The sequence below is a fragment of the Segatella albensis DSM 11370 = JCM 12258 genome, from assembly GCF_000426565.1.
Taxonomy (GTDB): domain Bacteria; phylum Bacteroidota; class Bacteroidia; order Bacteroidales; family Bacteroidaceae; genus Prevotella; species Prevotella albensis.
The window spans coordinates 329,694-352,485 of record NZ_AUFP01000001.1; the positions used below are offsets into that span (position 1 = coordinate 329,694).

General features: G+C 43.2%; 18 protein-coding genes. 8 read left to right on the forward strand and 10 right to left on the reverse strand.

The features are described 5' to 3' along the window. Nucleotides 1-59 precede the first annotated feature (59 nt). Nucleotides 60-2,045, forward strand: a complete 1,986-nt coding sequence (locus tag K333_RS0101480) for an OPT family oligopeptide transporter (protein ID WP_024990168.1) — start codon at nucleotides 60-62, stop codon at nucleotides 2,043-2,045. A 71-nt stretch (nucleotides 2,046-2,116) separates the two neighbouring features. Here K333_RS0101480 and dprA read toward each other — a convergent pair whose 3' ends face one another. Genes dprA through K333_RS0101495 form a run of 3 tightly spaced genes read right to left on the reverse strand, consistent with a single transcriptional unit; the run spans nucleotide 2,117 to nucleotide 4,994 of the window. Then, the gene (gene dprA, locus K333_RS0101485) at nucleotides 2,117-3,247 is read right to left on the reverse strand and encodes a DNA-processing protein DprA (protein ID WP_027452247.1); all 1,131 of its coding nucleotides are present in this window, start codon (nucleotides 3,245-3,247) and stop codon (nucleotides 2,117-2,119) included. 14 nt (nucleotides 3,248-3,261) lie between these two features. Next, on the reverse strand, nucleotides 3,262-3,669 hold the full coding sequence (locus K333_RS0101490) for an acyl-CoA thioesterase (protein ID WP_024990169.1): 408 nt from the start codon (nucleotides 3,667-3,669) through the stop codon (nucleotides 3,262-3,264). A gap of 17 nt (nucleotides 3,670-3,686) precedes the next feature. Then, a complete protein-coding gene (locus K333_RS0101495; protein ID WP_024990170.1) occupies nucleotides 3,687-4,994 on the reverse strand; it encodes a DUF2851 family protein in 1,308 nt (435 codons plus the stop codon). Nucleotides 4,995-5,113: 119 nt separating this feature from the next. On the opposite strand from K333_RS0101495, the gene dapB reads away from it, so the two are divergent. From dapB to K333_RS0101515, 4 genes are read left to right on the forward strand one after another with little or no spacing between them, the layout of a single operon-like run. Then, entirely contained in the window at nucleotides 5,114-5,869 is a 756-nt protein-coding gene (gene dapB, locus K333_RS0101500; protein ID WP_024990171.1) for a 4-hydroxy-tetrahydrodipicolinate reductase, read from the forward strand. A gap of 14 nt (nucleotides 5,870-5,883) precedes the next feature. Next, on the forward strand, nucleotides 5,884-7,368 hold the full coding sequence (gene lepB, locus K333_RS0101505) for a signal peptidase I (RefSeq protein WP_024990172.1): 1,485 nt from the start codon (nucleotides 5,884-5,886) through the stop codon (nucleotides 7,366-7,368). A gap of 2 nt (nucleotides 7,369-7,370) precedes the next feature. After that, nucleotides 7,371-7,784, forward strand: coding sequence for a signal peptidase I (gene lepB, locus K333_RS0101510; protein WP_024990173.1), 414 nt, complete (start codon nucleotides 7,371-7,373; stop codon nucleotides 7,782-7,784). Further along, nucleotides 7,781-8,407 (forward strand): WbqC family protein, encoded by a 627-nt coding sequence (locus K333_RS0101515; protein WP_024990174.1) that lies wholly within the window; start codon nucleotides 7,781-7,783, stop codon nucleotides 8,405-8,407. Before lepB (K333_RS0101510) ends, K333_RS0101515 begins: the two co-directional genes overlap by 4 nt. On the opposite strand, the gene K333_RS0101520 is transcribed toward K333_RS0101515, so the two are convergent. Beyond that, on the reverse strand, nucleotides 8,398-9,627 hold the full coding sequence (locus K333_RS0101520) for a M16 family metallopeptidase (RefSeq protein ID WP_024990175.1): 1,230 nt from the start codon (nucleotides 9,625-9,627) through the stop codon (nucleotides 8,398-8,400). The genes K333_RS0101515 and K333_RS0101520 overlap by 10 nt on opposite strands. Nucleotides 9,628-9,713: 86 nt before the next feature. Here K333_RS0101520 and K333_RS0101525 point away from each other — a divergent pair, with 86 nt between their 5' ends. After that, nucleotides 9,714-10,643 (forward strand): carbohydrate kinase family protein, encoded by a 930-nt coding sequence (locus K333_RS0101525; protein ID WP_024990176.1) that lies wholly within the window; start codon nucleotides 9,714-9,716, stop codon nucleotides 10,641-10,643. Nucleotides 10,644-10,735: 92 nt separating this feature from the next. Here K333_RS0101525 and K333_RS0101530 read toward each other — a convergent pair whose 3' ends face one another. Next, complete coding sequence (locus K333_RS0101530) at nucleotides 10,736-12,577, reverse strand: DEAD/DEAH box helicase (RefSeq protein WP_024990177.1); 1,842 nt, start codon at nucleotides 12,575-12,577, stop codon at nucleotides 10,736-10,738. A gap of 197 nt (nucleotides 12,578-12,774) precedes the next feature. Between K333_RS0101530 and K333_RS0101535 the strand changes: the two genes are divergently transcribed. Next, entirely contained in the window at nucleotides 12,775-13,311 is a 537-nt protein-coding gene (locus K333_RS0101535) for an LOG family protein (RefSeq protein ID WP_024990178.1), read from the forward strand. 103 nt (nucleotides 13,312-13,414) lie between these two features. Here K333_RS0101535 and K333_RS0101540 read toward each other — a convergent pair whose 3' ends face one another. The 4 genes from K333_RS0101540 to K333_RS0101555 all read right to left on the reverse strand — a co-directional run bounded on the left by K333_RS0101540 (nucleotide 13,415) and on the right by K333_RS0101555 (nucleotide 20,958). After that, entirely contained in the window at nucleotides 13,415-15,538 is a 2,124-nt protein-coding gene (locus K333_RS0101540) for a S46 family peptidase (RefSeq protein ID WP_024990179.1), read from the reverse strand. 20 nt (nucleotides 15,539-15,558) lie between these two features. Further along, the gene (locus K333_RS0101545) at nucleotides 15,559-17,055 is read right to left on the reverse strand and encodes an oligosaccharide flippase family protein (protein WP_024990180.1); all 1,497 of its coding nucleotides are present in this window, start codon (nucleotides 17,053-17,055) and stop codon (nucleotides 15,559-15,561) included. Between the two features lie 48 nt (nucleotides 17,056-17,103). Continuing rightward, on the reverse strand, nucleotides 17,104-18,333 hold the full coding sequence (locus K333_RS0101550; RefSeq protein ID WP_024990181.1) for a nucleoside recognition domain-containing protein: 1,230 nt from the start codon (nucleotides 18,331-18,333) through the stop codon (nucleotides 17,104-17,106). A gap of 93 nt (nucleotides 18,334-18,426) precedes the next feature. Next, on the reverse strand, nucleotides 18,427-20,958 hold the full coding sequence (locus K333_RS0101555) for a zinc-dependent metalloprotease (RefSeq protein WP_024990182.1): 2,532 nt from the start codon (nucleotides 20,956-20,958) through the stop codon (nucleotides 18,427-18,429). A 117-nt stretch (nucleotides 20,959-21,075) separates the two neighbouring features. On the opposite strand from K333_RS0101555, the gene K333_RS0101560 reads away from it, so the two are divergent. After that, nucleotides 21,076-22,185, forward strand: coding sequence for a cation diffusion facilitator family transporter (locus K333_RS0101560; RefSeq protein ID WP_027452248.1), 1,110 nt, complete (start codon nucleotides 21,076-21,078; stop codon nucleotides 22,183-22,185). Here K333_RS0101560 and K333_RS13640 read toward each other — a convergent pair. Next, nucleotides 22,136-22,297 carry a CagY family CD-EC repeat-containing protein gene (locus K333_RS13640; protein WP_154652960.1) on the reverse strand — a complete coding sequence of 54 codons (162 nt, stop codon included), beginning with the start codon at nucleotides 22,295-22,297 and terminating at the stop codon, nucleotides 22,136-22,138. The two genes, K333_RS0101560 and K333_RS13640, sit on opposite strands and share 50 nt — an antisense overlap. Between the last annotated feature and the right edge of the window lie 495 nt (nucleotides 22,298-22,792).

The following is a 22,792-nucleotide window of genomic DNA, read 5'->3' on the forward strand; positions in this document are numbered from 1 at the left end:
TTTATGCGTATCTTTGGCGCTGATTTGTTGTGGATAAAACAAAAATAAATAATACTCTTATGGAAAATAACGAGAACGAAAATGTTCAACTTCCCGAAAATGCCTTTCGGGAACTAAAAGAGGGAGAGGAATATACTCCTATTATGAAGTCTGGTCAGGTGTATCCTGAAGTGAATGTATGGTCGGTAACCTGGGGAATCTTGATGGCTATGTTGTTTTCTGCAGCGGCAGCTTATCTTGGTTTAAAGGTCGGGCAAGTGTTTGAGGCTGCTATTCCTATAGCTATTATTGCAGTAGGAGTATCTACGGCAACTCATCGTAACAAGGCTTTGGGTGAAAATGTCATTATCCAAAGTATCGGTGCTTGTTCGGGAGCTGTCGTAGCTGGTGCCATCTTTACGCTGCCAGCTATCTATATCCTTCAAGCTAAATATCCAGAGATGACCACGAGTTTTCTGAAAGTCTTTATGGCCTCTGCACTGGGTGGTGTCTTGGGTATTCTGTTTTTGATACCATTCCGTAAATATTTTGTGAGCGATATGCATGGCAAGTATCCTTTCCCTGAAGCCACCGCAACAACCCAAGTATTGGTAAGTGGTGCAAAAGGTGGAGATCAGGCCAAGCCTTTGCTTATAGCAGGACTTGTGGGTGGTCTATACGACTTTATCGTTGCTACTTTTGGATGGTGGAATGAGAATTTCACAAGTCGCGTTATCGGACTTGGTCAAGAGTTGGCCGATAAGGCAAAGTTGGTATTTAAGGTAAATACAGGTGCTGCTGTTTTAGGTTTGGGATATATAGTAGGTTTGAAATATGCCTTGTATATCTGCTTTGGAAGTCTTGCAGTATGGTGGCTTATCGTTCCAGGAATGAGCATCCTGTTTCATGATCAAGTATTGAATATGTGGGATCCATCGATTACATCGACTGTAGGAGCGATGAGTCCAGAAGAAATTTTTAAGTCATATGCCCGTTCTATTGGTATTGGCGGTATCGCCATGGCTGGTATTCTGGGTATCATCAAGAGCTGGGGTATCATCAAGAGTGCAGTGGGACTGGCTTCTCGTGAGTTGAAGGGTCAAGGTGGAAATCAGGAATCTGTGAAGCGTACCCAGCGCGACATCTCATTCAAAATTATAGCTATTGGTAGTTCCGTCACAATCCTTATTACCTTTATCTTCTTCTGGATGGGTGTTATGGATAATCTGTTGTTTGCCATCGTAGGAATCCTATTGGTAACACTCATTGCATTCCTCTTTACCACAGTGGCTGCCAACGCCATAGCAATTGTAGGCAGCAATCCTGTTTCCGGTATGACACTGATGACTTTGATTCTAGCTTCCGTAGTCATGGTAGCAGTAGGACTCAAGGGTCCTGGAGGTATGCTTGCCGCTCTTATCATGGGTGGTGTTGTATGTACAGCATTGTCAATGGCTGGTAGTTTTGTTACCGACCTCAAGATAGGATATTGGTTGGGTACAACTCCAAAGAAGCAAGAGACATGGAAATTTTTAGGAACATTGGTTAGTGCTGCCACAGTAGGCGGCGTGATGATGTTGCTCAACGAGACCTATGGTTTTGCCAGCGGACAGTTGGCTGCACCTCAGGCAAATGCCATGGCCGCAGTTATCGACCCATTGATGAATGGAGTGGGTGCCCCATGGATACTTTATGGTATTGGTGCCCTGATTGCGATTATCTTGGATCGTTGTCACATTCCAGCATTAGCCTTTGCATTAGGTATGTTTATTCCTTTGGAACTGAATGTACCATTAGTAGTGGGTGGTGCTATCAACTGGTATGTAACCACACGGTCAAAGGACGAAGACGTAAACAAGGCTCGTGGAGAGAAAGGAACATTGCTTGCCAGTGGATTTATAGCCGGTGGTGCGCTGATGGGCGTTGTTAGTGCATTACTCAAGTTTGGTGGAGTAGAGGTCTCTGTTGCAGATCAATGGTGGACGAATCCACTGTCAGAGGTTTGCTCACTTGCAGCCTATGTTCTCTTGATTGCCTATTTCATCAGAGCTACCAAGAGCAAATAACGGTAAGTAATAATCAAGAAAAACGTCCATGTGCAAACAAAAGTTGCTCACATGGACGTTTTTCTTTGTTTTCAGATATTTAGCAGATGATACATACCGCCAGCAAGTTCCTTGACGACACCTTTCATTTCAAGGTCGAAGAGTAGGGCGGTAAGTTTATGGATAGGGATATTAGCCTGGACGGTAAGAATATTAATCTGGAGATCATTGTTCTTTTGTAGTATTCTTACGATAGTCTTTTCATCTTCGTTTAATTCAGGAAACATTTCCCGTTGAATACCTTTTTTCTGCGCATTAGCGAGTTTTGCGTCATCCTGCCATCCCATGGCATTGACAAAGTCCTTAGCAGAAGTGATGAGACCAGCCCCATTATCCCTGATCAGATTGTTACAACCTTCGCTGTAATGATCACCGATTCTGCCAGGGAATGCAAAGACGTCACGGCCATAACTTTGAGAGATCTCTGTAGTGATCAGTCCGCCACCCTTTGCAGCACTTTCTACGAGGATACAAGCATCCGACATTCCAGCGACGATTCTGTTTCTTCTTACGAAGTTGATTTTGTCAGCGTTTGTCATGGTGAGGAACTCCGTGAGCAATCCACCTTGATGAATCATCTCGTTGGCCGTCTGCCGATGCGCAGAAGGATAAAGTGTATCCAGTCCGTGAGCTAATACACCAACAGTCTCAAAACCGTTTTGTAAGGCAAACCGGTGTGCATTGACATCAACACCATAGGCAAGTCCACTTACAATAAGCGTATTAGGGCAGAGTCCCTTTAAGTCAGCAACAAATTTTCTGATAAGATCCTGTCCATATACTGTACATTGTCTTGTTCCGATGATGTTTATCACCCTTTGCGGATTCAGGTTCGCATTACCTTTATAGAATAACACGATAGGAGCATCGTCTACATTTTTCAGTCGCTGAGGATAACGTTCATCGTTCAGAGGCAAAGCCTGTATATTGTGTTCAGAATCGTATTTTAGTTCCACTTCAGCTCTTTTCAAAGGCTCATCGATATTTTTCAACGCATCGATCAATCGGGGAGAGGCGTCTGGGATGATATCCAGAATATCATTTCTATGTTCTATCACAGAGGTAGCAGAACCTAATTTCCGATAGAGTTGAAGTAATCCTGTAAGTTTGAAATAATTAATTCTCGTCAGCGCAATGCTGTATAATATCTCCTGCTGATCCAATTTTATATGTTTTATTATAGTTCTATATATTTAGCGAAAGCCTTGTCGTAATCCTCGCTGTTTCCAAGTTTGCCATTGATGAGACAAACCAGTTCTACGGTAGCCCTACAACACAACTTCTCATCGCTTTTTCTAAAGATGTCTTGATGGAAGATATACCTTATTCCCTGTTTTTCCAGCCATAATCTACTGATAAACCAGTCGTCACAACGAAGTGGTGTCTTATATTGCAGATTCATTCTGGCCACTACAGCATCAATACCCCGTTCGTGCATTTCGCTAAAACTGGCTCCTGTAGAGATCAGAAAGCGATGACGTGTATGCTCGAAATAATGCAAATAGTTCGCATTATTGACGATACCCTCGATGTCACACTCATAATCTCTTACTTCCATTTCGGTCTCATAGATGTATTTACTCATATATCTGTACTTTTTTGTTATTTTTTTATATTGGGTGCTTTCAGATACTCATAACCTATTCTACATCTTAGGCAATCCTTTTTGTCACAATATTCCTTCTTGAGTTGAATGAGAGCCTGACTATCGCTAGCATTTTCCACATTGATTCCCACTTGATGCCACATTCTCACAATTCGATTATTCTCAGGCTTTAGTCTGTCGAGAATATCGAAAGCCTTGTCACAAAGTTTCTCATCCATCTTGTGCTTACCATAAGCAAATAATATAGGAACCACAGTGTTGATGAGCAGTAAGTTGATCGAGAAAGGAGAAAGACTCTTCTTGTTTCTCTCACTGGGCGATCCAAAAGTGTAATGCGTTTCCCAATAAGGTGTAACCCCAACCTTGAGGATATCGTAAAGTTCTATAACATCCTTTGCCTCTATGATCTGACTAAGTCCCGCCTTTCGGAGATAATAAAGGTTAGCCAACTGTGAAATTCTGATGTGTGGAAAGTTTTGTGGCCTTAATCGTAGGAAATTCCACAGATTCCGATTCATAGGTTTGAGAGAGAACTTATGAGCGAGATATAAATACTCATTGCGTAGCTTCTCAAAGTACCCTTCTTTAGCAGCCTCTGTTCGGTATTGTTCCGGGATGGCTTCGGGATCGAGTAGTCCCGCTTGTCCCATAAAAATAGCCTCTATTTGGAATAAATCGTCTCGATGATGGTCCACGTCATGGAGAGGAATATTCAAGGCCCATTGTTCAAAAGCATCTCCGTTGATACCAAATCCATAGTTTCTGGCCAGTGTCACGAAGTATCCCGATTCCCAAGATCCATTACATAAATTCACCCTCCTGTTGATAGCCTCAGTTTTCTGTTCAAGTCGCTCCGTTTGTAGCGCACTCATCCAGGAATGGAGCATAAACTTTGACAGCTCAGGGATAATCTTGTAACAAGGAGGATATGCATCAATGCTCAAAAGTTCTTGATAATGATCGAGGACAAAGTCTGGTATAGGTAACTGCAATTGTGGAAGTAAATCACCATTTTCAGTTTTTGCCACAGCATCAAGTATTCCACATATGTGGAGGATGACATTATTATATCGTGAATCATGGTCATGGCCATGCAGAAACCAGTCGCTGGCCTTATCATGGATCTCAATATTTCCTATCCATAAAGTTCCGTTTATCTTTACCTTAGCATTGAAGAAGTCGGGGCCAGCATTTTGGTTATGCAAGCCAGGATCTATCACTTCTACGGGATGCCCATCAGATGTTTTCAGTTTACTGAGAGGGAACAATTTATGCTTCCATACATAATGTAATAAAAGCTCCATTTTGTGATATTTTTATTTTTGAAGTACAAAACTACATAAATTTTTCTTATTTTGTATCAGTTATAGTGAAAAATTGGCGGGAAAAGTGTATCTTTGCGATAGAATTAATTCGAATTAATATGAAAATTGCTTTAATCGGCTACGGCAAGATGGGTCATATGATAGAACAGATCGCCTTGCAGCGTGGCCATGAAATTGTGTGTAAAATCGATGTTGATAACCCACAGGACTTCGATTCTCCAGAATTTGCAAGTGCTGATGTAGCTATAGAATTTACAAATCCTACTGCTGCTTACGATAACTATCTCAAGGCTTTTAAGCATCATGTGAAGGTCGTTAGTGGTTCTACAGGTTGGATGAAAGACCATCAGGCCGATGTTGAGGCTCTTACCAAAGATGGAAAGCAAACCCTATTCTGGGCTTCTAATTTCTCCATCGGAGTAGCCATCTTCTCAGCAGTCAACAAGTATTTGGCAAAGATCATGAATGGTTTCCCTCAGTACGATGTAGAGATGGAGGAAACACATCATATCCACAAACTCGATGCACCATCAGGAACAGCGATTACTTTGGCCGAGGAAATCCTTGATAATATTGATCGTAAGAAAGAATGGAAGAAAGGTACCACGGTATGGGATGATGGTAAGATAGAAGGCAGTGCGGAACATCAGTCAGACGAGTTGCTTGTCAACAGTATTCGTCATGATGAAGTTCCTGGCATTCATACCATCTCGTATGATTCAGATGCTGATAAGATAGTTATTACCCATGATGCACATTCTCGTAAGGGATTTGCTCTTGGTGCAGTACTCGCCGCAGAGTACACCAAGGAACATACAGGTCTTCTTACCACTTCTGATTTGTTTAAGTTCTAATCTAATTTGCAGATATGTCGAATATTATATATAAGTCTCTCTATAAGAAGGTAAAATATGATGTAAACGGTGGAAAGAAGCCTGTTAACAAGAAGTTGCAATGGGTTAAATTCTGCGTTGTTCTCGCCCTATATCTATTGTTTCTCGTTTGGGTAAAGAGTTGGCTTGGACTTGTTGTCGTTCCTTTTATCTATGATGCTTATATCTCAAAGAAAATCCATTGGCAATGGTGGAAAGACTCAGAAGGCCCAGTGAAGTTTCTGATGAGTTGGGTTGATGCATTAGTTTTTGCCTTGGTGGCTGTGTATTTCATCAATCAGTTCTTCTTCCAGAACTATGTCATCCCATCTTCTTCTCTAGAGAAGAGTCTCCTTACTGGAGATTATCTTTTTGTAAGTAAGATGAGTTATGGACCGAGAATCCCTCAGACCCCTCTTACGATGCCACTTACCCAGCACACACTTCCATTGATAAATGTGAAGAGTTATCTCGAGTGGCCACATTGGGATTACCGTCGTGTTAAAGGATTTGGTAAGGTACAATTGAATGATATTGTAGTGTTCAACTATCCAGCTGGTGATACCCTTGTTAACGAGAAGCAGTCTGACGACTACTATCAGATGTGTTATTCTTTCGGTAACTCGCTGTTGGAGCAGAATGGTTTGGCAGAGAATCCGAAAACCATGAATCCTCAGCAGCAGCGCGATTATTTCGCCACGGTATATGCTGTAGGCCGCAACTATATTGTGAATAATCCTGGTGAGTTCGGTGATATCATTTCACGTCCTACAGACCGTCGCGAGAATTATGTGAAACGTTGTGTAGGTCTTCCTGGTCAGACACTTCAGATCAAGAACAGAATCGTTTATCTAAATGGTAAAGCCAATAAGGAGCCTGATAACGTGCAGTATTCATACTATATGAAACTCAAAGGGCAGTTGCCAGACGCATTGATAGACCAACTTGGTATTACTGTAGAAGATATCCAGAGCCTAAATACAAGTGGCTGTATGCCAATGACAAAGCATACTTATGAGGTGTTGAAGTCACGCAAGGATATCGTTGCTGACATACATCTGAATACAGACGCATATACGGGAGACCTTTATCCTTTGAATGCAGTAACAGGTTGGACACGCGATAATTATGGACCAATATGGATACCAAAGAAGGGATCTACGATTATTCTGAATATGAAGAATATCGCGATCTATGAGCGTCCTATTCGTGTATATGAAGGTAATCAGTTAGACGTAAAGAACGGTAAAATCTATATCAATGGTAAACTTACCAACAAGTATACCTTCAAGATGGACTATTATTGGATGATGGGTGATAATCGTCACAACTCAGCCGATAGCCGTTATTGGGGATTTGTTCCTGAGGATCATATCGTAGGTAAACCAATCTTTATTTGGTGGAGCCACAGTCCTGATCATCCAGGATTCAATGGAATACGTTGGAACCGACTCTTTAAATTTGTAGATACTATTAAATAAAGATGATAAAAAATAGCGTCAAGTTCATATTGGCGCTACTCATAGCTTCCTTAGCTATGTTGGCAGTACGCGCGTGGGCATTTACAATCTTCACAGTCCCTAGTTCTGAATATACTCCAGAATTCAATAAAGGTGACAGGGTGATTGTAAATCGCCTTACCCGTATGCCTTATCAGCGAGGCGATAACGTCGTTTATGATGACAGTACGAGTTATCGTATCGGACAGATCATAGCCGTTCCTGGAGATACGATAACATTGGATTCAGAGCGTTATGTCATCCCTCATATCTGTTGCAAGCGGTGCCGTTGTACCGATTGCAAATATTATCTTGTAAAATCAGGTAAACGGAAGGCTTTGGTGCATAAGCATCAGTTTACAGGTCGCGCTTACCGCTTATTCAATTTAGAATTTTGACAACAGCATTACTTTCTTCCACCTATTTTGGTCCTATACAGTGGTACCAGAAGCTCAATCGCTATTCCCACAGTAAGATAGAACAGCATGATAATTTCGTCAAGCAGACTTATCGTAATCGTTGCATCATAGCTACGACAAATGGTTTGCAGGCATTAAGTATTCCTGTAGAGAAACCTGAAGGCCTGCGATTAGACAAAACTGCATTGAAGGATGTCAAAATCAGCGATCATGGCAATTGGCGTCATCTGCATTGGAATGCCTTGTTGTCAGCTTATGGTGAAAGTCCTTTCTTTGAATATTATCAAGATGATATACGTCCCTTCTTTGAGAAACGCTGGGACTTCCTGTTCGATTTCAATATGGAGATCACACAAAAGATGTGTGAATTATTGGATATCACCCCGCATATAGAACTGACCGATGAATATCTATCATCGGACAATCTTACAGATATAGTCGATTTCAGAGATGTTATTCGTCCGAAACATCCCGGTGAAGATGCAGATTTCACTCCACAGAGATATTATCAAGTATACGAACAGAAGTTTGGATTTCAGCCTAATCTCAGTATTCTCGATTTATTGTTCAATGAAGGTAACGAATCTATCTACTATTTGTAGATGAGCGTCGTTAACTGATCCTCTGCGAATATCTCCTGTGCCACCTGTTGGATGAGTTCCGGAGTAACCTCATCAATATGCTTGTAGAGTGCAGAGATATCCTTCTCCCAACCGTAATGCAAGAAACTCTTTCCGAAGTCAAGAGCAAAGTTCTCTCTACTGTCACGGGCCACACCAATCTGACCCTTGATTTGCTTCTTAGCAGCGCGCAACTGACTTTCGGTCATAGGTGAAGCCATAAACTTATCCAGCACTTTTCTTACCAGTCTGCGGCATTTATTGACATCTTCCGGGTCACATCCAAAGTAAGTACACCATAAACCGGTGTCCCCATAGCTCACCATACTACTTTCTACGGTATATACCAATCCATGGTGCTCTCTGAGGCTTAGATTCAGTTTGGCATTCATTCCTGGTCCACCAAGGATATTATTCAGCAGATAAAGGCCTATTCTCTTATTGTCAAAGACATTATAAGCCCTATTTCCGATCATTACATGAGCCTGATGCGTACCCTTGTTCACCACAATTTGTTGAGATTCATAAGGTGCCAACACATTCGCAGTTTTCTGTTCCACGAAAGGTTCACACTTACCGAAATCACTAGTAGCCTTCTCTAGTCTGCGCACCAACCTCTTGAAGTCCACATGTCCATAGATAAAGAAGATACTGTTTTCTGGTCTGTAATACTTACGGGTAAAACGCAGAGCATCTTCGGTAGTGAACGCCTTCACCTTCTCACTTGTTCCTAGAATATTATGTCCCAGTTCATGGCCAAAGAAGATAGCATTCTCGAATTCATCATAGATGAGTTCTGATGGAGAATCGTTATAGCTTTCAATTTCATCACAGATAACCTCAACCTCTTTGTCGATTTCGTTTTGCGGATAGACAGAATGGAAGACGATATCAGTCAGCAAGTCAACAGCACGGTCAGTGTGTTCCTGCAGGATGGCAGCATAATACACCGTATCCTCTTTGTTCGTAAAAGCATTCAAGTCACCTCCCACGCTTTCCAGACAGTTCAGGATATGCCAAGCCTTGCGATGCGTGGTACCTTTAAAGGTCACATGTTCGCAGAAATGGGCAAGTCCCTCTTCTCCCGGCAATTCATCGCGTGTTCCCGCATTGATTCCGTAGCCACAGTAAACCACAGGTGAAGAACTATCAAGATGGATAATTCGAAGTCCGTTATCCAGTGTAAAAGTATTATATTTCATATTCAATCACAAAATTACAAAAAAGTTGTGAGTTTAAGGTTCTTTGTTTTCAGATTTTCGTATATTTGCACGTAAAGAATAAAATTATGCGTAAAGTAATAGGAATAGGAGAAACAGTTCTCGATATTATATTCAAAGACAATCAACCCGTGAGTGCAGTACCTGGAGGTTCAGCCTTTAATGCAGCAGTTTCATTGGGACGTTCAGGAATAAATACAACCTTTATCAGTGAGGCCGGAAACGACCGTATAGGCGAATATGTTATCAAGTTTTTGCGTGATAATGGCGTCAATGCTGATAATATAGCCGTATTCCCAGAAAGCAAATCACCAGTTTCATTGGCCTTCCTTGATGAACAGAATCATCCTGATTACATTTTCTATAAAGATCATCCACACGACCAGTTAGAGTTTCAAGACCCGGATGTACAGAAAGACGACATCGTAATCTTCGGATCATTCTTTGCCATCAACCCTGTGATTCGTCCACAGGTAGCAGGTTTCTTGGAGAACGCACGCAACAAAGGCGCCATTCTATATTATGACGTAAACTACCGCAGTTCACACAAGCATGAAATCATGAAGATTACACCTAATCTCATTGAAAATCTGGAATATGCCGATTTCGTTCGTGGTAGTGATGAAGATTTCGGTGTACTCTACAATATGCAAGATCCTGATAAAGTTTACAATGCAGAGATTAGTTTCTATTGTAAGAAGTTTATTTGTACCCAAGGGGCAAAACCTATTGAGGTACGTGCAGAAAACGGATTCAAGAAGAGCTATCCTGTACGCAACACCCAGACCGTGAGCACCATTGGTGCCGGTGACAATTTCAATGCTGGTTTCATCTACGGTATGTTGAAATACGGAATCACTCGTGACGACATCGATCGAGGACTCACAGAAGAACAATGGGATAAGATTATAGAGTGCGGTCAACTCTTCTCTGCAGAGTGCTGCAAAGACATCTATAACTACATCTCACCGGAATTTGGTGCGAAGATGAAATTCTAAGAGCGTGAATTCAAATTGATAACGCAACAACTATAGGCATTAGAAAGCAAATAAGCAACGCTATATGGCGCTGCTTATTTGCTTTCTATATATTATTTCTTCTTGGGTCTTCTGCGTGCCCATCCCTCTTCTGAGAAATCCGGATTCTCACCTTTCAGTTTGAAAGGCTTGCCCTTGATCAGATCACGCCAATTTTCCTCTTGTTTGTTCTGTACATTTCTCTTACCACGCGTGTTGTCCTTTCCACGACCACGACCTTTTCCTCGAGCGTCTCTTCCGTGACCACCTTCGTCGGCATCATTACATCTTACAGTGCGGCGCTTGTAGGTGGAACCGTCCAAACCTTTCATCACCTTTTTAGCACTCTCCTCAGGTACCTCAATGTATGAGAATTTACTCATCAAGTCGATATGACCAATCTCGATGTGACCGCGTACGTTCTTGTTGATGAACTGCATCACCTCACCAGGATAGAAACCATCGTCCTTACCGAGGTTGATGAATAAACGCTTGTAACCTTCCTCCGCCTCACGTCTGCGACGACCACCGGAAGAACGATCACTACGTTTGCGCTCGCGACCTTTTCCATCTTCGCTGCGGCGACCTGTCGGCTTCTCTATCTTTGGCGCATTCTGATAATAATCCAAGAATCGTCCGAAAGTGATGGCTACCATCTTCTTGATGATGTCTTCCTTGTCGATATATTCGAATTGACGGTCGATTTCTTCCATGTAAGGCGCTATCTGCTCCTCGTCCACATCAGTCTTCATGATGTCGTCCATCACCTTGTAGAGCTGCTTTTTACAGATTTCCTCAGGGCTTGGCAATTCACCATCAACGAAATCCTTGCCGATCTGTTTCTCTATCTGACGAACTTTCCATTTCTCTTTGGTGTGGATGATGCTGATAGATGTTCCCTTCTTGCCGGCACGACCGGTACGACCGCTACGATGAGTATAACTCTCGATGTCATCAGGTAATCCGTAGTTGATGACATGGGTGAGGTCATCAACATCAAGACCACGAGCAGCCACGTCTGTAGCCACAAGGAATTGAACAGTATGTTGACGGAACTTCTGCATGGTGAGGTCGCGCTGTTGCTGACTCAGGTCACCGTGCAGAGCTTCTGCGTTGTAACCATCTTTGATGAGTTTGTCGGCAACCTCTTGGGTCTCTAACTTCGTGCGACAGAAGATGATAGCGAAGATGCGTGGGTAGAAGTCGACGATACGCTTCAGTGCCAAGTATTTATCCTTAGAGTGTACAAGATAATAGATGTGGTTGACGTGTTCGGCACCTTCGTTTCTACTGCCTACGACGATTTCTTTGTAGTCGTGCAAATAGTTCTTGGCGATCTTCTCTACCTCTTTACTCATCGTAGCCGAGAAGAGCAATGTGTTGTGATCTTCTGGCAAACCTTCGAAGATGGCATTGATACTTTCAGAGAAACCCATGTTGAGCATCTCGTCGGCCTCGTCAAGTACGATGTTACGAACCTCATCCAATTTGGCGACACCACGATTCATCAAGTCGAGAAGTCGTCCCGGTGTAGCCACGATGATCTGTACACCATGCTTCAATGTACGAATCTGCGGACCGATATCGGTACCTCCATATACAGCAACGATATGCAAGCCATCAATGTACTTTGCAAAGGCGTTGAGTTCGTCGGCAATCTGTAGACAGAGCTCACGAGTAGGACTAAGTATAACAGCTTGAGTGGTTTTGTCAGAAGGGACAGCCTTCTGCAAAACAGGTAAACCATAAGCAGCAGTCTTGCCCGTTCCCGTCTGAGCAAGTGCTATTACGTCATTTTTATTACCAAGTAAATACGGGATTACTTCTTCCTGAACAGGCATTGGATTCTCAAATCCAATTTCCTCGATGGCGCGTCGAATCTCTTCGTTTACGCCTAATTCTTCAAATGTCTTCAATCTTTAACCTTAATTTAAATGATGAAAGGTAACGCCCTCCCAGCCATTTAAATCGGGCGTATTTCTTTCTCTTGTTTTCTTTGATAATCGTCGTGATTATCTTTAAAGCGGTGCAAAGATAGTGATTTTTAGTGAGTTACATCTTTTTTTCTTTATTTTTGTATTATATTTATTTTCTTTTAACTACCTTTGTTTCTATGAAAATAGTAGTTTATTGTTCAGCAAATAGAAATATCGACCCTGATTTCTTCTCGGCTACCGAGGAGTTGGGGCATTGGATGGCTGCGGAAGGCCATACGTTGGTCTTCGGTGGTTGTAACATGGGTTTGATGGAATGTATCGCCAAGGCTTGTAAGCAAGGTGGTGCGATGACGATAGGTGTGATTCCTTCTAAGGTGGAGACTTCGGGCAGGGTGAGCGATTTCGTCGATGTAGAAATTCCTTGTGACAATTTAAGCGACCGTAAGGACTTGATGCTTGCGCAGAGTGATGTCGCCATCGCTTTGCCGGGAGGTATAGGTACGCTCGATGAAGTGTTTTCGATGGCAGCCTCCCACACTATCGGCTATCATCATAAGAAAGTGATTCTATATAATGTCAAAGGCTTCTGGAATCCGTTGATTGCAGCACTTGATGACTTACAGGCAAAAGGCTTTATCCGTGGCGATTATCATGACTATATTGCTATTGCTGATACGCTTGAAGCTATCAAAGAATTGTTGACTGCCTGTTGAGAGCAAAAACGGCGATATACAAAAACAAGTTTGATATTATAAACACAAAAGGATGAGAAGTAGAAAAACTCTCATCCTTTTTTTTATCCTTTACCCAAGTCTATCACTTGGCATCAATTTCTTTGATCAGTCGGTCGGCATGTCCCCACTTATCCATCATGAAGAGCACATAGCGAATGTCGACACCGATACAACGAGCCAAACGCTTATCGAAATTGATGTCGCTGCTCAGACTGTCCCAGTTGCCATCGAAGGCCAAACCGATGAGTTCACCTTTGCCGTTGAACATTGGAGACCCTGAGTTACCGCCGGTGATATCGTTATTGGTCAAGAAACAGAGTTGCATCTTACCACTTCTCTTGTCCTGGTATCTTCCAAAATCCTTAGCACTAAGTAAAGTCTGCATGATAGGTTCTGCCTTATAGTCAAAGACGCCGTTTTCGCCTTGCTTCATCTTCTTCACTATACTCTCAGCTGTGGTGAAATAGCCTGAAGGTTTACCGCCCAGTTCAAAGCCACCAACCTGTCCATAGCTCAATCGCATGGTGAAGTTAGCATCACTATAGTGTGGTAAATCTTCTTCCATACGGATTTTGGCAGCACAGAGGCGTTTTTCTTGTTCGTTGATAGAATCCATCAGTGGTGGCATGATTTCGTTCAACTGAGCGTATATATCCATCAATGAAAGTGCGTATTTGATGCCTGGGTCTTTGGTAAACTCCTTACGGTTGCAATAAATCTTCTTGCCCGACTTCATGATGATACTCTTGTCATAGAGATAATCAACATACTTTTGGTAATCGCCTTTGAATTTCTTATCAATGGTCTGATAGATAGAAGGCCACCATTTCTTATCTACGTGTTCGCAATAGTTCTTTAGTAGAACAGCCATTACCTCTTTATCGAGATTTGCGTCCCATTCCTTAGAATTATCCTCGAACACCTGATACTGGTCTTTTGCCTTCTTGCTGTCGCCCTTGATTTCCATGCCACGCATCAGTTTCATGGCACGAGTGTTGAATTCTACGGCACTGGAACGGCCAAAACTCTCGTATAAGTTGGTGTATACATATCTAGCTTCAGTCAGTCTTTTGTATAGACTTTCCAAAGCATCGAAATCCACCTTCTTGATGTTTGTATTGGTATTCTCCTGCCAAGCGCGGAGCTTCTTCTCATACTCACGTTTCAGGTTAACGATACCGATAGAATCGATACATTTGTTCATACCGAGAGAGTTTTTCCAGTAGTTAGCACTCTGAGCAAATTTAGAATCGTATTTGATACGTACAGCTTCATCGGCACGCATATGGCGAGTCATCACTTCCTGCTTGACGCCACGTACCTGAGCACGAGGGGTGTTGCTGGCATCGCGCATCATCTGGATACCATAACTTGAGAGGTAACGTTCTGTACTGCCTGGGTAACCGATGGTCATGGCGTAGTCACCTTCCTTGTAACCCTCAGTACTTACCTTAGCCCAGCGTTTAGGGTGATAAGGTACATTATCTTTGCTGTAAGCGGCAGGCTGATTATTCTTATCAGCATAGATTCTGAAAACAGAGAAATCGCAAGTCTGTCGCGGCCACATCCAGTTATCGGTTTCACCACCAAACTTACCCATGCTCTTTGGAACAGTGAACACAAGGCGCAGGTCGGTGAAATCTTGGTAAGTAGTGGCATACCACTTATTGCCCTCATAGAAAGCATCGATGTTCACGTGCAGAGTAGAGTCTTTCTCTTTCACTTGTTTCGTCATCGCATTCTCCAGAGAGTCGATGAGAGTTTCACGTTCTTGTTTGTTTTTCTTGTCATATCCAAGTTGTTCTACCAGTTCCGTGATGTCTTTCTGTTCGCGCATAAAACTTACGAACATATTTGGGTTAGGCAGTTCTTCGGCATAACTCTTGGCATAGAAGCCATTCAGCATATAGTCGTGTTCTACGGTAGAGTGAGAGCGGATGGCCTCAAAGCCACAGTGGTGGTTTGTGAACACAAGTCCGTCTGGTGAAACAACGACGCCTGAGCAATAGCCCGAGAAGTTGACTACGGCGTTCTTCAGAGAATTCTCTCCGTTGTACAGTTCATTGTAAGGCATCTGAAGACCTTCGTCTACCATCGTCTCATACACCTGTTGAGGCAGATTGTAGAGCGTCCACATACCTTCATCGGCTTTGCTTTGCATAGAGAAAGCCATCAAACCGGCTAAAAATAAAGTCGCTTTTTTCATTCTTATATAAGATTAGATAATTATTCTTTTCTAAATTTCTTGCCAATGACAGGGAGACTGCTTAACGGGAAGTCACGCTTCACTATGAATGTGATGAAGGCGATGATGAGCAACGTGTTGATGGCAAGTGCTGCGATGGTTGGCAGTTGAGCATTGGTCAGTGAAATACCGGCAAAGAGCAGCACAGCCACAACAATGTAAATCATGATGTCCTTGATCGGGTAATTGATTGGGTAGTATTTCTGACCCGAAATATAACTGAGTATCATGCTCACAGCATAGCTAACAAATCCAGCCCAAGCACAGGCCCAGTAACTGAATCGTGGAATCATCAAAATGTCCATGGCGATGAGAACCACAGCACCGATACCACTGAAATAAGCTCCCCAGATGGTACGGTCGGTAAGTTTGTACCAGAAACTTAGGTTGAAGAAGATACCGAACATAATTTCGGCAGCCATCACGATAGGTACGATTTCCAAACCTTCCCAGTAACTTCTTCCTACGATATGGCGCAAGATGTCCATGTAGCCCATGACGCAGAGGAAAGCCAGTAAGGTGAAGATGATATAGAATTTCATAGCCTTGGCATAAGTCTCTTTATTGTCCTTATCCTTACTCTTGCCGAATACGAAAGGTTCATAAGCATAACGGAAAGCCTGAGTAATCATGACCATGATCATGGCAATCTTGATACAAGCCCCATAGATACCCAGTTGTGTGCGAGCTTCTGCAGCCGTTCCATCAAACACATAAGGAAAGATGATCTGTGAAGCACATTGGTTCAACTGTCCGGCCAATCCCATGACGAGTAAAGGCCATGTATAACTGAGCATACGCTTACAAGTAGCCCAGTCGAAAGGATTCTTCAAGGCAACGAGTTCCTTTCCGAGCATCAGCATTGTAGCCAAAGAACAGAAGATGTTGATATAGAAAATCCATACAACATCAAGACTGAAGTTAGCATCATAAATACCGAAGAGGTTGAATTTGAAATATGGAAGAACCACAAGATAAAGTAAGTTCAGTATAATATTGAACGTGATGTTCAGTACCTTCAACGTAGCAAACTTCACAGGACGATGCTTACATCTCAAGTAAGCGAACGGGATAGCCGTGAAAGCATCGATAGCTACCGTGAGATACATCACAAGAATATATTCAGGATGATCGGTATATCCGAGAACACCCGCAATTGGATTTAAGAAGACGATAACGATCAGAGCAAAGAGCAGAGACGTGAATCCAACAGTCTTCAGAGTCGTAGCATACACCTTCTTAGGCTCTTCGCCCTCTTTACTCATAAATCTGAAGAAAGTCGTCTCCATTCCGTAGGTGAGCAGAATGATGAGCAGTGCTACATAGGCATACACATTAGTGATGATACCATATTGTCCGCCAGCAGCATTGAATTTCGCTGTCTGGATAGGCACTAACAGATAATTGATGAATCGTGCCATAATACTGCTCAAACCATAGATAGCAGTATCTTTCGCTAAAGATTTTAAATTAGCCATTTACTATTATTGTTTTTGTTTTATTCTATTATCGTACATGAAATCCAGTTATCCGAAAAAGATATATGCGATGCAGATAGCCGCAATCACGCCCGCAAGGTCAGCAAGTAGTCCGCAGGCCACAGCATGGCGCGTGTATTTGATGTTTACACTGCCGAAGTACACGGCAAGGATATAAAACGTCGTATCGGTAGAGCCCTGGAAAAGACAACTCAGTCGTCCGATGAAACTGTCTGCACCATAATTCTTCATCGCCTCCAGCATGAGACCACGTGCGCCACTTCCGGAGAGCGGTTTCATGAAAGCAGTAGGCAGAGCACCCACAAAATCAGTGTTAAGTCCGCATTGCTTTACGCACCATGCGATGCCGTTGATCATCATGTCCATAGCACCCGAAGCACGGAATACCCCGATACCCACGAGAATAGCGACGAGATAAGGAATAATCTTCACCGCCGTGGTGAACCCCTCCTTAGCGCCCTCGATGAAAGCATCATAGACATTGATTTTCTTGATGACACCGGCAAGGATAAAGGTGAGGATGATACCGAATAATATCAGATTACTAGCGACACCCGTTACCGTCGCCATCGTATCTTTGTCCATGTGTCCGAACGCCCAGATTACGAGACCGACGAAAGCGACAATCGAGCCAAGGGTAGCCAAAAGCACAGGTTGGAAGATATTGATCTTCTGCCACATCGCCGTGATGATGATACCCGCCAATGTAGCCACAGCCGTAGCCAGCAAGATTGGGATAAACACATCTGTAGGGTTAGCGGCACCATAAGAAGCACGGAAGGCAAGAATTGTTGTCGGGATGAGAGTGAGCCCACTTGTGTTGAGCACCAAGAACATGATCATCGGATTTGTTGCCGTATCTTTTTTGTCGTTCAACTCTTGCATCTGGCTCATGGCTTTGAGTCCTGTTGGTGTAGCAGCATTGTCTAGACCGAGCATATTCGAAGCAATATTCATGAAGATACTGCCCATCACAGGATGGTTTTTGGGTATATCAGGGAAAAGTTTCGAAAAAACAGGATTCAGCATTCTAGCCAGCACGTTTACCACGCCAGCTCTTTCACCGATCTTCATGATTCCTATCCAAAGTGCGAGAACACCCGTAAGTCCGAGAGAAATCTCGAACGCGTTCTTAGAACTGTCGAAGGTGGAATCTACTATCTTCTGGAAGATAGTAGTGTCTCCCAGTATGAGCCCGATTATCGCAAAGAGAAACGCGATAACGAAAAAAGCTACCCAAATGTAATTTAATACCATAACGAGTGCAAAATTAAATAAAATCACCCATACACCATCGGTGCAGGGTAATTTTTTATGTTTTAATATAGAATATCTATTCTAATGTCTTGATTATCTTACTGTTGTCTGTCTATCTTCGATAAGTTTCACCTCGCGGAGCAAATCCTTGAAATGTAATGTGTTGATGCCTGATGCGGCCGCTGCTTGCTGTTGACAGAATCTCTTCACCTTGGTGAGCTGCTGCTGTACATAGAGTTGTATGTCGCTGCCGGCACTTCGCAAAGCACTTGCTGCACGTGGAGCACTCTCGTTGCCACCAGACTTTGCCGATGGGTTCAGAATATCATTCAAGTTGTCGAGATAAGCACGTTGCAGACTGCGGCGAGTTTTGTTCTGAATAGCATTTTTACTGTTCAGTGGCTTCCACACGGTTTGGAACACATCGTTCAGATAGTCATCTACCTGATAAGCTTGAGTCGAAGAGAACGAATCGTTGTAGATCTTGTTGAGTATAGCAGGCGTCATCATGATTTTCAGTACACGCTGCTGCTCTTGTTCGATGCTGGCACTGGCGTCAGTTCCAGTAATTTCGGTGATGTTACTAGGATAGAGCCACGTTGGTGCAGTGAATAACTGACGGCTTATCCAGTTGACAGCTTCCTTCTGAATAGCAGCAGGGGCTACCTCATAAGGCTTTTTGCCAGGCATATTGTTTAGATAACGACCACCAATGTTCTTTACTACATGATTAGTATAGCGACGGAATTGATCGCGTACGCTGCCATACATCTCAGTAAGGTCATCATACTGATCATTATCCTCATGTGTCCATTTTGGCAAGTTGGCAATGACACGTTTTAGGTTCTTGATACCATAGTCACTTGCTTTCATGTTGTTGTCACTAAGGTCTTCAGTCTGCGCACGAGGATCTTCGTTTCTGCCCTCACCACCAAACCATAGACGAGGATTCTTGGATAGAATCTTGGTAGTCTCATTCATCAACCCCTTTTTCTCATCAAATTCATCTTTGAATTCAGGGCGATACTGATAACCCCATTTGATGGCCCATTTATCGTAATCGTTGATGCGAGGGAACAGTCCCTTCTCAGAGATACCATCCTCAGGCTGTGCAACATAGTTGAAACGCGCATAATCCATGATACTGGCCGTATGCCCGTGAGCTTCCACCCATGCCTTGTCGCGCAACTTTTCAACAGGTGTCGCATGACTGGCACCCATATTATGGCGCAAACCCAGCGTGTGACCCACTTCATGAGAAGACACAAAACGGATGAGCTCACCCATCAACTTATCGTCCATCTTCATCGTCTGCGCACGCTTGTCGAGCGGTCCACATTGCGTCATATACCACTTGGTGAGCAGATTCATGACATTGTGATACCAACAAATATGGCTTTCAATGATCTCACCGCTTCGTGGGTCGATGATATGCGGGCCATAAGCGTTTTCTATTTCAGCAGGCAGATAGCGCAACACACAATAGCGCGCATCATCCACACTCATATTCTTATCGTTAGGCCATTCCTTGGCGATGATCGCATTCTTAAAGCCTGCAGCCTCAAAGGCCACATTCCAGTCATTGATACCAGCCATCAGATAAGGTACCCATTTCTTAGGTGTTGCCGGGTCGATATAATAGACGATAGGCTTTACAGGTTCCACAAGCTGACCTTTAAGATATTTCTTAACATCCTTAGGCACCAGATTGTATCGAGCCACGATCTGTTCGTGGTCGGTCTTATGCTGTTCATCATTGAAATACGTCACGCGAGTGGTGAAATACCCCACACGGTCGTCCCAAAGTCGCTTGCGCATCGGAGTTTTTGGCAACAGTACGATACTGGTATTCAAGCCCAGTGTTACACTTCCTGTAAAAGAAGCACGCGTCTTTGGCGAAGGAGCCGCATAAGTACGAGTTGATTGGATTTCGAGATTGATAGGGTACACCTTCATCGTGTCGATGAAAGAACGTTCAGTCTGTAGCGCACCCAGTTTCATCATCTTACTGTCCTCGCTAGAAAGACTGAACACCGCATTATCCTTAGCAAAAAGAGGCGTAATCTCCACAAGTTGCGCATTCTTCTTTTTATTTTTGCCGATCACCTTCAAACTGGCAATGATAGGGTCGGTCGTAGAGGCCTTCAACGTCTCAGAGATTTTTGTCTTCTCATCGGCTAGTTGCGAGAGCACATAAGCGCGCAAAAGCAGATTCTTATCATCACGCTGTTCAAAATATATTGTCTGCTCGTTCACTTCCTCACCCGAGAACTTTCCGAATCCCTGAGGGACAGAACGGAAGCGCGTCACAGCAAGCAGATAGCGACCAATAACAGAGTCTGGGACCTCGAGATACCATTTATCTTCGATATGGCGCACCGTGAAGAGACCCTTCTCCACAGAACCTCCCTTCTTGATAAGAGTCTCGTAGGCATCTACCTTCTTTTCTTTTTTCTCTTTCTTTTTGTCGTCCTTCTTTTTCTCATCATGCTGCTTGTCCTTCTTCACCTCAGTCTTGGTAGTATCCTGAGGCAGAGTCGTATACACTGGACGAGCTTCGGCAGAATAGCCGAAAGCCATGCTCAAGGCAATGATGGCAACGACAGATCGTTTGTTCATGTTCATATTGGAAAATAAAATGTTAACTTTTGTGCACAAATATACATATAAAAGATGATAATGCCAATATTTTTATTAACTTTGCTGCATATATTTATAGCGGAAACTTAAAGTCATCTTATTATGGATAGAAATAAACGTATCATTCGCACCAGTATTCTGGGCATTGTCGCTAACGTGTTTCTCGCCTCGTTCAAAGCTGTAGTAGGCTTTTTGGCCGGTTCTGTGGCCATTGTGATGGATGCTGTGAATAATCTCAGCGATGTGCTCTCGTCGGTGATTACGATCATCGGCACTCGATTGGCTGAGCGCCCCGCCGACAAGAATCATCCTTTTGGCTATGGTCGTATCGAATACTTTTCGGCCATTCTTATCAGCGTCATCGTATTGATGGCTGGTGTGTCGTCGCTTGTGGAATCCGTGAAAAAGATCTTCCACCCTACAGACCCTGAATACACCATGTTTACGCTTATCATCATCGTCGTAGCCATCTTGGTGAAGATACTTTTGGGTCGTCATGTCAAGCGAGTAGGCAAGCAGGTAGAGTCGGATGCCCTGATAGCGAGTGGTGCCGATGCCATGTTTGATGCCGTTATCACCCTTGCCACATTAGTTTCGGCAGGCATCATGCTACTCTGGCACATATCGATTGATGGATGGCTTGGTGCCTTCATCTCCTTGGCCATTATCAAGGCAGGTTTCGAGATGCTCAGTTCTCCGGTCAACGAATTGCTGGGTATGCGCATTTCTCCCCAGTTTGTCAGGGACATCAAAGCCGAAGTGCTCAAGCAACCGGGCGTTCATGGTGTCTTCGATGTCATCGTCCATTCATACGGTCATGGCACCTATATCGGTTCGTTGCACGTGAATGTCCTCGACACCACCACAGCGGTAGAGATCCAGAAGATAGACCGTCAGATAGCAGAGCGTCTTTTCGACCGGTTCGGTCTCATTGCCACAGTGGGCATCTATTGCATCAATACCGGTGACAGTACGGCGTCGAGGATGCAGAAAGATATATTGCGTCGCGCTTTCAAGCATCCGCAGATTCATTCATCGCATGGCTTCTATGTCGACTTTGACAATCATGTGATATCTTTCGATATCATGCCGGAATATGGCGTGGAAGATCCGGCAGCGCTTCGCGATGAATTTATACAGTCGTTGTTGGACAAGGGCTATTCTAACTATGAATTCCATGTGGCATTGGACAATAACTATTCCGAAGAGTAGGCTGATTCATTTCCCCGCCATGGTTTTCGAGTTTAAGGGTTAACAAATTCTTTCGAAGGTCTTTCGAGATTTCTTCGAGACAGCGCGCTTTGTCTTTCGGAGCTCTCTGCAGGCCTTATCAACGTTGACGGCTGCAAAGGTACGGAGAAATTTTGAAAAACGAATCAAAAAAAACGGATGTTGAAAGTTAACATTCTGCAAAACGCTGTGTATCAGCACTTTGCGGAGTTGCTGCCATTTCTATAATTGGGGAATGGCGAGGTAAAAATCGCTTAATCTGCGATTCTAGCGGGTGATTCGAGGAACAAATCAGGCCCATCTCAACGTGATATGTAATCAGTAATCAGTTATTCAGTTAATCAGTTTTTTATCAAGGCTGAGAAAAATGTGAAAAAGAGAGTATAATATATAAATATATATATATATTTATATATTATAAGGCTGAAAATCCAAAAAATGGGGGTAAAAACGCAAACTGATTAACTGAATAACTGATTACTGATTACGCAGAATGATGGTGTGTATAATGGCTGATTGTTATAAAAATAAATTTACAATCTAAGATCGTGCGTATATGTGCCTCCCATGCCGCTGTAGTATGTAGCTC